This is a genomic window from Orbaceae bacterium lpD04 (assembly GCA_036251935.1).
Lineage (GTDB): Bacteria > Pseudomonadota > Gammaproteobacteria > Enterobacterales > Orbaceae > Orbus > Orbus wheelerorum.
On record CP133967.1, the window covers coordinates 2,635,602 to 2,649,754 of the forward strand.

The 14,153-nt window shown below is 35.9% G+C and carries 10 protein-coding genes and 5 tRNA genes; all 15 read right to left on the reverse strand.

Translation table 11 applies throughout. The annotated features are described in order from the left end of the window. Nucleotides 1–210 precede the first annotated feature (210 nt). Entirely contained in the window at nucleotides 211–726 is a 516-nt protein-coding gene (locus tag RHO14_11650; GenBank protein ID WVD70994.1) for an antiterminator Q family protein, read from the reverse strand. Between the two features lie 283 nt (nucleotides 727–1,009). Beyond that, a tRNA-Arg gene (locus RHO14_11655) sits at nucleotides 1,010–1,086 on the reverse strand. Between the two features lie 17 nt (nucleotides 1,087–1,103). Further along, nucleotides 1,104–1,180, reverse strand: a tRNA-Arg gene (locus RHO14_11660). Nucleotides 1,181–1,199: 19 nt separating this feature from the next. After that, nucleotides 1,200–1,276, reverse strand: a tRNA-Arg gene (locus tag RHO14_11665). Nucleotides 1,277–1,289: 13 nt separating this feature from the next. Next, nucleotides 1,290–1,382 (reverse strand) — tRNA-Ser (locus RHO14_11670). 119 nt (nucleotides 1,383–1,501) lie between these two features. Beyond that, nucleotides 1,502–1,702 carry a carbon storage regulator CsrA gene (csrA, locus tag RHO14_11675; GenBank protein ID WVD70995.1) on the reverse strand — a complete coding sequence of 67 codons (201 nt, stop codon included), beginning with the start codon at nucleotides 1,700–1,702 and terminating at the stop codon, nucleotides 1,502–1,504. Between the two features lie 28 nt (nucleotides 1,703–1,730). Beyond that, nucleotides 1,731–4,364, reverse strand: a complete 2,634-nt coding sequence (alaS, locus tag RHO14_11680; GenBank protein WVD70996.1) for an alanine--tRNA ligase — start codon at nucleotides 4,362–4,364, stop codon at nucleotides 1,731–1,733. Between the two features lie 266 nt (nucleotides 4,365–4,630). Beyond that, on the reverse strand, nucleotides 4,631–5,080 hold the full coding sequence (locus RHO14_11685; GenBank protein ID WVD70997.1) for a regulatory protein RecX: 450 nt from the start codon (nucleotides 5,078–5,080) through the stop codon (nucleotides 4,631–4,633). A 31-nt stretch (nucleotides 5,081–5,111) separates the two neighbouring features. Next, nucleotides 5,112–6,152 (reverse strand): recombinase RecA, encoded by a 1,041-nt coding sequence (gene recA, locus RHO14_11690; protein WVD70998.1) that lies wholly within the window; start codon nucleotides 6,150–6,152, stop codon nucleotides 5,112–5,114. A gap of 355 nt (nucleotides 6,153–6,507) precedes the next feature. After that, nucleotides 6,508–6,583, reverse strand: a tRNA-Asn gene (locus RHO14_11695). 52 nt (nucleotides 6,584–6,635) lie between these two features. Continuing rightward, nucleotides 6,636–7,268: an MBL fold metallo-hydrolase gene (locus RHO14_11700; GenBank protein WVD72510.1), complete on the reverse strand. Its 633-nt coding sequence runs from the start codon at nucleotides 7,266–7,268 to the stop codon at nucleotides 6,636–6,638. A gap of 9 nt (nucleotides 7,269–7,277) precedes the next feature. Beyond that, entirely contained in the window at nucleotides 7,278–8,690 is a 1,413-nt protein-coding gene (gene mdtD / locus RHO14_11705; GenBank protein WVD70999.1) for a multidrug transporter subunit MdtD, read from the reverse strand. A gap of 182 nt (nucleotides 8,691–8,872) precedes the next feature. Then, complete coding sequence (locus RHO14_11710) at nucleotides 8,873–9,838, reverse strand: bile acid:sodium symporter family protein (GenBank protein ID WVD71000.1); 966 nt, start codon at nucleotides 9,836–9,838, stop codon at nucleotides 8,873–8,875. A gap of 133 nt (nucleotides 9,839–9,971) precedes the next feature. Beyond that, nucleotides 9,972–10,757 carry a TatD family hydrolase gene (locus tag RHO14_11715; GenBank protein ID WVD71001.1) on the reverse strand — a complete coding sequence of 262 codons (786 nt, stop codon included), beginning with the start codon at nucleotides 10,755–10,757 and terminating at the stop codon, nucleotides 9,972–9,974. After that, on the reverse strand, nucleotides 10,744–14,064 hold the full coding sequence (gene recC, locus RHO14_11720; protein ID WVD71002.1) for an exodeoxyribonuclease V subunit gamma: 3,321 nt from the start codon (nucleotides 14,062–14,064) through the stop codon (nucleotides 10,744–10,746). Before recC ends, RHO14_11715 begins: the two co-directional genes overlap by 14 nt. Between the last annotated feature and the right edge of the window lie 89 nt (nucleotides 14,065–14,153).

Here is a 14,153-nt window from a genome sequence, read left to right on the forward strand (position 1 = left end):
TAAATAGCATTGAAATGCCGTGACGATAAAAAATAAAATTATCAATGGCTTGGGTATTTGAGATATAGCAACTGAGCCTTAACAATATGGTTAGTATAATGCAGAAACAAAAAAGCCCCAGATTTATCTGGGGCTTTTTTGTTCAATTATTGACTCTGGATTTATATTACTCTTTTTTCGGCGCCAAGTCAACAACTAATTTATATTTTATTAAAAATGGTAATTCACTCTATAAAGCTCACAATCTAAAACCTTATCTAAAGAATCTAAACCACCACAAATATAGTTTTCTGCCGATTCTTTTAATTTTTTCACTTTAGTTTCACCATAGCCAACGAGCTCACCGATCATCTTAATATTTCGCAATGGTATTGGATTTGCCATTTCTTTCGTTGTTACGCCAACATAAAAATATTTAATGATTGTTGCCATTATTTTCTTCTCATTATCTTGGCTGTTTTGTAATCGCGATACAATTGAATCAATGATAATTGCATCATCTTCACTACACTTTGCAGATTGTTTTCTTGCAACTAATAAATGACGAAATCCAGCTGATGTCCCTGAAAAACCTAAATGTTCAAGCTCTGAACGATTATAAGCCCCCCATAAATTTAGAATATAGGTAATATCACGATTTGCAACGAATGCGTTTATCTCTACTTGAGTTAATTCGATTTGATTATCGTCTTCAAATACTTCTTGATATAATTCTTCCGCGATCATTAACTAGCCCTTATTGTATTATGATATTTTTTACACTTTATAAAATAGCCATTTCGAAAAGTGTGATAACTTAATTTATTTTTATTAGTAAAGTTATATAATGTTAACTTTAATTAACTGAAAAGTCAACTTTAGTGTTAGACGCAGGATTGATGATATATTAAAGTTTACAGCAAGAAGGTAACAACTACATAAGGGAGTTAATGATTATGATAGAAGGTATATGGATAGATAAGAATAAAATAGAAGAAGAGACTAATGACTTAAATAGCAATATTAAACTTGGTGCACCCGAAGGGATTCGAACCCCTGACCGCTCGGTTCGAAGCCGAGTGCTCTATCCAGCTGAGCTACGGATGCAGGTTTAAATATGAAAATGGTGCACCCGAAGGGATTCGAACCCCTGACCGCCCGGTTCGTAGCCGGGTACTCTATCCAGCTGAGCTACGGATGCACATAAAACGATAAAAAAGTGGTGCATCCGAAGGGATTCGAACCCCTGACCGCCCGGTTCGTAGCCGGGTACTCTATCCAGCTGAGCTACGGATGCACAATATATAAAATGGCGGTGAGAGAGGGATTCGAACCCTCGATAGAGCTTTTGACCCTATACTCCCTTAGCAGGGGAGCGCCTTCAGCCGCTCGGCCATCTCACCGTTTTATAAAACACAAGTATAAATACACAATGTGTGGCGCACATATTACGTTTTACAGAAAATATGTCAATCAGTTTTTGCATTTAAGCCGTTTAGTTGTGTATTTCCTACTCAATTGTCTATTTTTCTTTCTCTAAATCATCAAGCTGATCATCTTGATTTTGATGGATCCGATTATAAATTTCCTCACGATGAATAGAAACATCTTTAGGTGCGTTAATTCCGATCCTGACTTGATTTCCTTTAACACCTAATACGGTAATGACAACATCATCGCCTATAATAAGGGTTTCACCTACTCTCCTGGTTAAAATTAACATTAGACCTCCTATTCTTCTATGATTCAGCTTATATTGCTTTCAATTCGTCGACTAGCTCGTCCTTGATATACAATAATGCACCAGGCAATGCCGTAATATCCGTACCACCTGCTTGTGCAAAATCGGGGCGTCCACCGCCTTTTCCACCTACTTTATCAGCTAACTTAGCCACTAAAATGCCAGCTTTAACCTGTTCTGTCAAATCCTTGGTTACGCCAACAGCTAAGCTAATTTTATCCCCATTAACTGATGCTAAAACAATAACAGCTGATTTTAACTGATTCTTTAAATCATCAATCATTTCACGTAAAACTTTCGCTTCCGTATTATCAATTTTTGCAATCAGTAATTTTCTGTTATTAACAATTTCAACTTGATTAACTAACTGGGCACTTTCTTGAGCCGCTTGGCTTGATTTTAATTGCTCTATCGCTTTCTCTAATTGTTTTGTCTGTTCAACTAGCACTGATAAGCGCGATACAATATTCATCTTATCCACTTTCAATAACGACATAATCTCGTTAAGACTATTATCATCACTATGAACTAAATCAATTGCCATTTGACCGGTTGTCGCCTCAATTCGTCTTACACCAGATGCGATACTTGACTCTGAAATAATCTTAAATAAGCCAATATCGCCGGTTCTTTCAACGTGAGTACCACCACATAATTCTATTGAAAAATCACCCATCGTTAAAACGCGTACGATATCATCGTACTTTTCACCAAAAAGGGCCATTGCGCCGTTATTTTTAGCTTGCTCTATTGGCATTAGCTCAATTGAAACATCGAGATTACGACGAATTTGTTGATTTACCACATTTTCGATTTCTTGAATTTGTGCTGAACTAATTGCCTGCATATGAGAAAAGTCAAAACGTAAATAACCATCATTAACAAGTGAGCCTTTTTGAGCAACATGTTCACCTAATACTCGTTGCAGCGCAGCTTGTAATAAATGCGTTGCTGAATGGTTACGACGAATACGTTCACGTAATTCGGTATCGATTGCCGCTGTAATTTTATCACCAACACTCAATTGGCCTTTAGATAAAGAGCCAACATGACCAATACTCTGACCATATTTTTGACTATCTTTGACATCAAAAATACTTGCTGGTGAAGTTAATCGCCCTTTATCACCTATCTGTCCGCCCGATTCACCATAAAAAGGGGTTTTATCTAAAATAACGACAGCATCTTCGCCTTGCTTAATGGCATCAACTTTTTTACCATGCTGGAAAATAGCAATGACAGTTGCAACGGATTCACTCATCTCATAGCCTAAAAACTCTGTTTTACCATCAAGCTTAATGGCGCTGCTATAGTCGACAGTAAAACTATCTGATTCACGCGAACGTTGGCGCTGAGCATCCATACATCGATTAAAACCCGCTTCATCAATAGTAATATCTCTTTCTCGGCAAACATCAGCCGTTAAATCTAATGGAAAACCGAAAGTATCATAAAGTTTAAAGGCAACCTCACCAGATAATTGATGATTTGTTACTTTTGCTAATTCTTGATCAAGGAGCAACAAACCTCTTTCTAAGGTTTTTAAGAATTGTTCTTCTTCCGCCTTTAAGGTATCTTCAACAAGTTTTTGTGTCTTTGCTAAATGATTTGCCGCATCACCCATAACCTCGATTAATGATGAAACTAACTTATAGAAAAATATCTCTTTTGCGCCAAGCATATTACCATGCCTTACCGCCCGACGAATAATACGTCTTAAAACATAACCTCGACCTTCATTTGATGGCATAACGCCATCAGCAATTAAAAATGCACATGAACGAATATGATCGGCAATGACTCGCAATGATTTATTTTCAAGATCGTTAGCGCCAATAATTTGTGCGGTATCTTTAATTAATTTTTTAAATAGATCGATATCATAGTTTGAATTAACATGCTGAAGCACCGCTGAAATTCGCTCTAACCCCATCCCAGTATCTACTGACGGCTTTGGTAATGCTTCCATTGTCCCATCTGACAAGCGGTTAAACTGCATAAAGACAATATTCCAGATTTCAATAAATCGATCACCATCTTCTTGTGCGCTTCCTGGAGGGCCACCCCAAATATGATCGCCATGATCATAGAAAATTTCACTACACGGACCACAAGGCCCTGTATCGCCCATTTGCCAGAAGTTGTCTGATGCATAAGGTGCACCTTTATTGTCACCAATACGAATTATACGATCTTTAGGAATTCCTATCTCGTCAGCCCAGATATTAAAAGCTTCATCATCAGTTGCATAAACTGTAACAAGTAATTTTTCTTTCGGTAGATTAAACCAACCTTCACCGGTTAATAATTCCCACGCAAAATGAATCGCATCACGTTTAAAATAGTCACCAAAACTAAAGTTACCCAACATTTCGAAAAAAGTATGGTGACGCGCAGTATAACCGACATTATCAAGGTCATTATGCTTACCACCGGCTCGAACGCAGCGCTGTGAAGTTGTTGCTCTTGAATATGGTCTTTTATCCATACCAAGAAAAACATCTTTAAATTGATTCATTCCAGCATTAGTAAAGAGTAATGTCGGGTCATTATGCGGAACAAGTGAACTACTTTCGACGACTTCATGACCTTTGCCATGAAAAAAATCGAGAAACATTTGGCGAATTTCTGCGGTACTTTTCATATATACTTCCGATTATTATCCATAATTTAGTTAATATAGTTTATGACATCACGAGTATTCAAGTATCCAAATTGAAATCATTTTATAAATTTTATCGCTATCGATTTGTTATTGTTTAGACGGATAAAATTAATCATTATTCAAACAAAAAAATGAGATCACAAACGATCACATTTCTAAGAAGGACACTTGATATCTAATAATATACTAATAACTTAGTATACCTGTTTAAAATACTTTATTAAATGTTAATTAGAAAATAATGACTATAATAGGGAATAAATCTGATTAATTTCATCTTGTTGGAAACCACGATAAGCAAGAAATTGAAATAATTTTGCTTTTTGTTGAAAATTTTTTTTATCAAATTGTTGAAATTTTTTTTGTGCTTGTATTAAGCCAATCTCACACCAATTTATATTTTTATGACTAAATACCTCTTTAATTAAGGTTGAATCGAGTCCTCGCTGTTTTAATTCTCCAATCACTCGATTTGGACCATATCCTTTACGTGAGCGCATATCAATATATTGCCCAATATAATGGATATCATCAATCCAGCTTTGCGAAATGCAGTATTGAATAATTGTATCAATTAAGCTACTCAGGGCATTATTATCAATAGTTAAATCATCAGCATATTTTTTAACATAAAAAAGTGATAATTTTTGTTTTAACTCAACCGAAGAATGATTGCGCTGTGCAAGTAGTTGCACAGCTTTATTCAATAGATTTTTGTGGAGGGAATTAGAGTCCATCATCAGCAGCAGAAGCAGCTTCATCAGCATTAAAAACAGCCGGATTACTCAGTAACAGCTCTCTCAATTTAGCTTCTAGCTCTTTAGAAATTTCGGTATGCTCTTGTAAATACTTGATAGAATTCGCTTTACCTTGGCCAATTTTATCACCATTATAACTATACCAAGCACCAGCTTTATCGACTAACTTATGTTTGACGCCTAGATCAATAAGTTCACCTTCTTTAGAAATCCCACAACCATATAAAATTTGGAATTCAGCTTGCCTAAATGGTGCTGCGACTTTATTTTTCACTACTTTAACGCGCGTATCACTACCGATCACATCTTCGCCTTCTTTTACGGCGCCGATGCGGCGAATATCAAGGCGAACGGAAGCGTAAAATTTAAGCGCATTACCACCAGTAGTCGTTTCAGGATTACCAAACATAACACCAATTTTCATACGAATTTGGTTAATAAACACCACTAAACAGTTCGCATTTTTAATATTTGCGGTCAATTTACGTAATGCTTGAGACATCAGACGGGCTTGTAATCCCATATGAGAATCACCCATTTCACCTTCGATTTCTGCTCTTGGTGTTAATGCAGCAACCGAGTCAACAATAACGACGTCAACCGCGCCTGAGCGGACTAAAGCATCACAAATTTCAAGTGCTTGTTCACCCGTGTCTGGCTGTGATACTAATAAATCATCAACTTGGACACCTAATTTAGCCGCATAAATTGGATCTAATGCGTGCTCTGCATCAATAAATGCACAGGTTTTACCTTCTTTTTGTGCTTGAGCAATAACCGATAGTGTTAATGTTGTTTTACCCGATGATTCAGGCCCAAATATTTCAACAATACGGCCCATTGGTAAACCACCAATACCAAGTGCGATATCAAGTCCTAATGAACCAGTAGAAATCGCATCAACATCTAAGGTTTGGGTATCGCCCAAACGCATGATAGAACCTTTACCAAATTGTTTTTCGATCTGACTTAAAGCTGCTGTCAATGCGCGTTGTTTATTCTCATTCATATAATCGGATCCTAATAATTTATTAATCATAAATAATAGTAATAATTATACTGTATTATTATACAGTATCAAGTTATTTTTATATAATGCTCTTAAAATAATTACAATATCATCAATTTTTAGCATATTGAGCGCGATATCGCAATAATAGAACGACTTAATGAAACATTCGTTAAAATATTGTTGTAACCATCTATTTTATTGTAAAAAATGGTCGGTATTGCGAGAGTATAGTTTTAATCGAATATTCAGCTAGTTAGCGTGATGAATAAATTCATAAATATCAAATAGGAGGATTAATCGCTTAGCATTGTCCATAAAAAAAGCCTGCTAAAAAGCAGGCTCTTAAAATAAGTGGCTCCCCCAACAGGACTTGAACCTGTGACATACGGATTAACAGTCCGCCGTTCTACCGACTGAACTATGGAGGAACAGAAGTAGCGCGCATAATATAAATTTATTGCGCTAATGTCAATAGCTAAATTAAACTAAATATGGATTATTCATTCGTTCATAGCCAAAAGTTGACATGGGCCCATGCCCAGGAACAAACCGAATATCATCACCTAAAGGAAATAATTTGTTCTTAATTGACGTAATTAAATCAAGGTGGTTACCTCGTGGAAAATCAGTTCGGCCAATACTATTATTAAATAGTACATCACCAACAAAGGCTATTTTATCGGCTTTATTGATAAATACTACATGCCCAGGTGTATGACCTGGACAATGAATAACATCAAAAACGATATCACCTACTTTTACAATTTCTTCATCTTTTAACCAAGTATCAGGTTCAAATGCCGCAGTAAATGGAAATCCAAACTGAACACATTGCTGAGGTAAGATATCTAATAAAAATTTATCTTCTTGCTGTGGACCATAAATGTTAACTTGATAAAAATCAGCTAATTCCTTAGCTGCACCAACATGGTCAAGGTGACCATGTGTTAAAAGGATTTTCGTCACCTTAAGGGCTAATTTTTCAACCGCTTTTTTTAATAATTCAGCCTCTCCGCCAGGATCGACAATTGCTGCCTCATTGGTGGATTCGCACCATATAATAGAGCAATTTTCTTGAAATTCAGTAACAGGAATAATTTGATATTGCATTATTATCTTCCTTTAATTGGATTTATTTTTAACCGTCAAATTTTGACCATCTTGCGGATAAAGGCACCTAAAAATGAGACTTGAAAAGCACGTGAATGTACCTAATATAATAAAGCTCATTTTAAATGCATGAGTAATGTCTTGAGTTACCATTTCTGCTTGATAACTAAAAATGCGTACTAAAACTGCCCCACATGCGATCCCAAAACTAATAGCAAGCTGCTGATTAACCGCCATTAGACTATTACCACTACTGGTTAATTCATTGGGTAAATCAGCCAATGTAATACTATTCATTGATGTGAATTGTAGCGAATTGGTCGCACCTAAACAAAACAATAATACGCCAAATAGTATCATTGATGAATCTTTATTAAGTAAAGACATTGCCATAATGATTAAGCCAACAATTATCGTGTTAGTCATCAAAACCCGCCGGTAACCAAAGCGTCGTAAAATAGGCGGAACAAATGTTTTCATAGTTAATGATGCTATCGCCATAGGGATTAACATACAGCCAGCATAGATAGCCGAATAGCCAAAAGCCACTTGCAATAATAGTGGGATCAAAAATGGTGTGGCAGATATTCCTAAACGGCTAATTAGATTGCCGATAATTCCGATTCGAAAGGTGTGGATATTAAATAAGCTTAAAGGAAAAATTGGCGATGATGATTTTTTAGCATGAAGAACATACAGACTTAACAACATAAAGCACAACAAAATTAAACTTAAGGAAAAATAGATATTGAGCCCTTCATTTATAAACTCAAGCCCTAATGTTGCACTGATAACTGCAATAGCAATAAAGAATACCCCAGAAAGATCAAAACGAGATAAACCGCCTTTAATATTTGGCATAAATTTCCAGCCACTGATCATGCCAATAATACCAATTGGAATATTAATAAGAAAAATCCAATGCCAACTTGAATATTCAACCAGATAGCCACCTAAAACGGGCCCAATGACAGGGCCAATTAAACCTGGAATGGTTGAGGCATTTAGTGCCGCTAAAAAGTCACTACGTTTAAATGATTTAATTAGCGCCAGCCTCGATACCGGAACCATCATCGCGCCGCCCACACCTTGAATTACTCGAGAGATATCTAACATAATTAAAGATGATGATAATGCACATAATAATGAGCCTGAGGAAAATAAAAATACCGCCATGACAAACACATTACGCGTACCAAAGCGATCTGAAAAAAAGCCGCTCACTGGAATAAATAATGCAACAGCTAATGCATAGCTAATTACCGCAGATTGCATATTTAATGGTGATTCATTAAGATCTTTTGCAATGGAAGGAAGCGCCGTATTTAGAATCGAAGTATCAAGCGTTTGCATAAAAAAGGCAACTGCCGCTATCCACGGCATCATTTTATACATTAAAGGCGAAATAGAAATATTATCAGTCATAATTGTGATTCTATAAAATAATATATTGCTGTTATTATATTTTGCTTTGAGCAAAATATAATTATCAATTTATGTTAAATTAAAGGAATGATCTTGATATACGACAAATTTACTTTTTATCAATATGCAAATTTAATAGTCGTAACAAATACGACTATTAAACTTAAGATTTAAATTTGGTGCTAATTTTTTACTATTTTTTTATTCTTAATTGGTTTTCCTTGCCAATATCCAGCCAATAATGACCCTGAAATATTATGCCATACTGAAAATACAGCAGCTGGTAATGCAGTTAATGCGGTGAAATAAGTTGTGCCAAGGGTCGCTGCTAACGCTGAATTTTGCATACCAACCTCAAGCGACATGGTGCGGCATGTTGCTTCATCAAAACCAAGTAATCGACCGCCCCAATACCCACCAAGTAAACCGATACCGTTATGAAGGATCACCGCACAAATAACAGTCAGCCCAACTTGCGAAATCTGATCGCGACTTTCAGCGACCACAATACTTAATATCGCAAGAATACACAGCATCGATAAAATAGGGAAAAACCACTCACATTTTTTAACTATTTTAATAAATAAGTGATGAACGATTAACCCAGCAACAATCGGAATGAAAACGATTTTGATTATTGAAAGAAACATTCCCATAAATGGAACTTCAACATTAGCACCGAGTAACATTAACGTCAGTAGTGGCGTTACAATAATACCAACTAATGTTGATATAGAAGAGATGGTAATGGATAACGCCACATCACCTTTGGCTAAATAGATCATAACATTTGACGCCGTGCCACTTGCCACGCTACCAACTAATACCATTCCAACCAAAAGTTCAACTCGCATCATAAATAGTTTAGCTAAGATTAATGCGGTAAGAGGCATCACAATATAATGCAGTAAAGTACAGACAATAACGGCTTTAGGCTTCACAATTACCCGTTTAAAATCATCAATACTTAATGTTACCCCCATCGTAAACATAACAAACATTAATAATTCGGGAGTATAAGATTTTATCGGCGTAAAAACACCTGGGGATAAATAAGCCAAGCCGGCACATAAAATAGCCCAGAGCGGGAACATTTTAGTTAAACAAATAATAGTTTGAACAAATAGCTGGCTAAATCGCTTTGGCATAGTAATACTCGCATTTAAGAATCAATGAAAATCAATCAAGGCTATCCACGGTAATAGTTAAAATAAGTATCGATTAAACGATTAATATGAAGTCTTTATCGATATGTGAAATAGCTTAATTACATGTAAAATATTAGACAACTTTCATTGTATTGATTCTAGAAAATAGCGTCAAGGTATTCGTTAAGATTGTGTTAAGAATTTGTGATGGTGCTTCAACTCTTAGTTTTGTAAGTTCTTCAAATACTTTTATAATATTTTCAGGTCTATTTGCTTGACCTTGCAGGCCATTTAATGGCATATCTGGCGCATCGGTTTCAAGCAAAATTGATGATAAAGGAATACGACTAATCGCTTGACGCGTTTTATTAGCCCGAGGATAAGTGATAACGCCACCAACCCCAATATAATACCCTAAGCGAACAAATTGCATCGCCTCTTCATAGCTACCAGCAAAACCATGAATAACGCCAACCGCTGGCAACTTTGCTTTTTTCAACGCTTTGTGTAACAAAGCGTTAGCCCTACGAGAGTGAAGAATGACCGGAAAATGATATTGCTTTGCTAAATCGAGTTGCGCGGTTAAAAAAAATGTTTGCTCGCGAATGTCGATGTGATCAATATAACCATCAAGTCCTATTTCGCCGATAGCAACAACCTTGTCATGATGCGCATTAAGCTGTATTGCTAATAATTCAAGATCATTTTTTTGATGAGTATAGATAGGATGTAAGCCTAATGCGCAATAAATTGAGGGATACAGTTTGGCTAATTCCAGCACAATACTAAAATTTTGACTTGCAACGGCTGGAACAATAATGCTCGACACACCAGCTTGCTCAAAGCGCTGCACTGAACTTGCCAATTCATCAATAAAGGGCGGTGCATCAAAGTGACAATGAGTATCAATTAGCATCATCAATCATCCTGTATTGCATAATCGGTAATAAATAGGTTTTTGTTGCCTCAATTGCACTATCAATTAATTGGTCCGTTAATTGTGGGTACAACCTTAAATAATAATCATCACATTCAGCCGAGATACCAATACTTCCTTGCCAGCGGGTGATAAAATTATTTTTGGCTTTCATTAATACCGCATCATCATTAGTGATATTTTGTGAATTTGTATCATAGGCAGTTTCAAGCCAGTACCATGAGCTATTTAGTGGCATAAACAGTGGCTGATTGACTCCGGCTAAGAAACCCTTGACCCACACAGATAAAAATTCGAATGCTTGATCTTTTGATAAATATTGAAAACACCATTCGCTGCCATCGCGGCCATAAATTCGATTACGGCTATCGGTGCTATCTGATTGTATGTGCGATATAATCAAATGTTCAATCCAGAGCGAGACACCATCTTTAATCGTCAGTTTTGCACTTCGCCAATGTAATATACCATCGGCTTGAATATTTTTTATTCGCCCAATTAACGTCGTATTTCCGATATTCAAATTCACATCTAACGATGAAAAATCGCCAATCTTTTCGCTATTCACTGTGGCTATTAATGGCTGCATTAATAACTGCTGCTCACTATATAATATTTGCCCAAAAGCGCCATAAGGTAATTGATTGCTTCTAAGCATTTTTTGATAGAGACGCGCATTTAAATCACTACCAGTATCATTATGAGGTAAAAGAATATCGATAATTTGATTATTGATATTATAGCGATCTAAACTATTAAGATTAAAGTTTTCACTATTAGGCAATTGATCGTCAATATAGTTAAGTAAATAGCCGAGTCGGTATTTTGCCAAAGCCTTTATTGGATGAAAATAAAATTGTTTTAGCTCATCAATACGAATAGTCTCAATTTCTTTTTTAGTTAATGGCTTAATAAAAGAAGCTTGTTGACCTTGATATTTTGCGGCAGGTAACCATTCATCGGCGTAGCTTGCTCTTTTTGCTGCATCACTTAAATAGTTTTTAATATTAAAGGGCGTTCGGGTATGGGTTGTAATTAAATGTGATAGCAGGCGGCTAGCACTTAATTCATCGGCTAAATCTTCATCTGTTGCTAATAGATAGTTTTGTTTTAAATAATCTAATAATTCATCAACTAAAATAGAAGGATACCTAACATCATTCGTCTGTATATCATAGCCAATATAGCTAATATAGAGTTTTTGTTGAGCGGATAATAATGCTTCTAAAAATAGATACCGATCGTCGCTTCTTCGACTTCGATCACCAATTCTGCTATGTTTAGCTATCAAATCAAAACCGATGGGTGAAATACTTCGCGGGTATATGCCGTCATTCATACCGAGCAAACAAACAAGTTTGAATGGTACTGAGCGCATTGGCATCATGGTACAAAAGTTAATTTTGCCAATCAAAAACCGATGAGATATGGATTGCTGTTCAAATTTTTCCTGTAATAGATCGCTTAACACTTTACTACTAATTTCAGCGCAATAATCGGATAATACGGCTTGCTCAATAATTTTTTGCCACTGCTCTTGTACCATTAATAATAAGGGTTCAGTTTGCGCATCTAGAGTAAAAAAGGTCTCTAACAACTGCCCACAAAGGCTTTGCCACTGCTCAATTAGATAAGACTGAGTTAATAAATCGCGCCATTTGGCAATTGCCATAATAAAATCAGATAAGTAACCTATCAACTCAGCGTCAAGCCCGGTTGCCCCGTCGTAAGGCAATACATCTTGCCAACTATCGAGCTTACTTTCCATACTGTAGCCAAGTAACATCCGACTTAAGCCTGATAGCCAACTATGAGGTTCATCAACAGCCGATTCTAATCCAAATCGAATACCTGAATCGACAATCCAGCGTTGAAGCTGCTTTAAGCTATCTTCATTTAGATTAAAATGTTTACTAATAGCTGGAATTTCAAGTAAATCGAAAATATACTCAATATCTAATCGGCTTTGTGGCAATTCTAGTAGTAAGAAAAAACCTTGAATAATGGGATCAATATAACGAAATTTTTGATCAGAAATAGTATAAGGTAATTGTCGATTTTTCGGTGCATTATCAAATACGGCTTGAATATAAGGTGCATAGTGATCAATATCTGCAACCATCACAACGCAATCATTTAACGTAATGGTTGGATTATCATCTAAAATAGTCAGCAAATAATCATAAAGCACTTCCACTTCTCGTTGCTCACTGTGACAAGCCTGTAAAGAAATAGAGTTATCATTAGCGAAAATTAGTTGTTTATCTTTATTTGTAGTTAACGTTTTAATATCAGTCTGGGCGATGTTATTATTTTGCATATCTAAAATGGACTGCTGCACAAGCCCGAGCAATGATGTCTCTTCATAATCAAAAAAAGCATCAACATCTTGTTTATTATAATTTTGTAATAAGATTAAATGATCGCGACCCAGCTTACCCCAAGATGCTAACAATGGATGAGATTCTTGTAACATCATACTTGCCATTTGTTCATTATCGACATATTTGTTGATAAATGAATGATCAACAATATCGCCCCAGTATTGCCGGCAAGGATTCATAAACATAAAATGCACATCAATATGCTGACTTAACGCATTAAATAACTCTAGATATAACGGCGGAATGGAGACAATACCAAAAATAAAAATACGCCGAGGTAGCTGATTTTTTTGTGATCGGGTTAATTTTTTTGCATTTAGCTTATCGATAACGTCTTGATGAATATCTGCACGATGTGATGATATATCTGCCAGTCTACCGCTATAATTTACAAGCTCGCGCCATAATATTGCTTGCCATTCTTGCTCATTACCAAGCTCAGCAACTTGCTTACCTTCTTGCCATGCTTTGATCCAATCAGGCCGATAGACCAAATATTGGTCAAACAAGTCGGCAATGCAGCTGGCAAGCTGGTAATATTTCTGTTCATTATGTTGCTTAAAATAGTGTTTAAGAGCAATAAAATTGGGGGTTTTAACGAGATCAGGTAAAATGGCAAATAATACCCAAAACATGAAATCAGCACTGAAATTATTTTTTTTAGGTAAATCAGGATAAAAGATCCGATAGATATCCCATACAAATTGAGTCGGGAAAGGATAATCAATATTGGCACAGATCCCCAGTTCTTCGGCTAACTGAATTTGTAACCACTGCCCCATTCCTTGGCTTTGAACTAAAATCACCTCTTTATCAAAAACCGAGCTCAAAGGCTGTCGTTTGATCAGTTGCGCTGTCAATGATTTTAATAGATCTAGTTGGTTAGAATGGTAAATTGTGAACATAAATCATCATATAAGAAAGTGTTAGCTAAATTATAGAGGATTAAAATGAAAATGCCTATTCTATCTATTTGAATAGGCAATAATAAAAA

What these genes read in the sequence shown, in the direction of transcription:
- alaS (WVD70996.1), bottom strand. Translation starts at nt 4,364, where the DNA reads ATGAAAAGTACCGCAGAAATTCGCCAAATGTTTCTCGATTTTTTTCAT.
- RHO14_11710 (WVD71000.1), bottom strand. Translation starts at nt 9,838, where the DNA reads ATGCCAAAGCGATTTAGCCAGCTATTTGTTCAAACTATTATTTGTTTA.
- RHO14_11650 (WVD70994.1), bottom strand. Translation starts at nt 726, where the DNA reads ATGATCGCGGAAGAATTATATCAAGAAGTATTTGAAGACGATAATCAA.
- recC (WVD71002.1), bottom strand. Translation starts at nt 14,064, where the DNA reads ATGTTCACAATTTACCATTCTAACCAACTAGATCTATTAAAATCATTG.
- csrA (WVD70995.1), bottom strand. Translation starts at nt 1,702, where the DNA reads ATGTTAATTTTAACCAGGAGAGTAGGTGAAACCCTTATTATAGGCGAT.
- RHO14_11715 (WVD71001.1), bottom strand. Translation starts at nt 10,757, where the DNA reads ATGATGCTAATTGATACTCATTGTCACTTTGATGCACCGCCCTTTATT.
- mdtD (WVD70999.1), bottom strand. Translation starts at nt 8,690, where the DNA reads ATGACTGATAATATTTCTATTTCGCCTTTAATGTATAAAATGATGCCG.
- recA (WVD70998.1), bottom strand. Translation starts at nt 6,152, where the DNA reads ATGAATGAGAATAAACAACGCGCATTGACAGCAGCTTTAAGTCAGATC.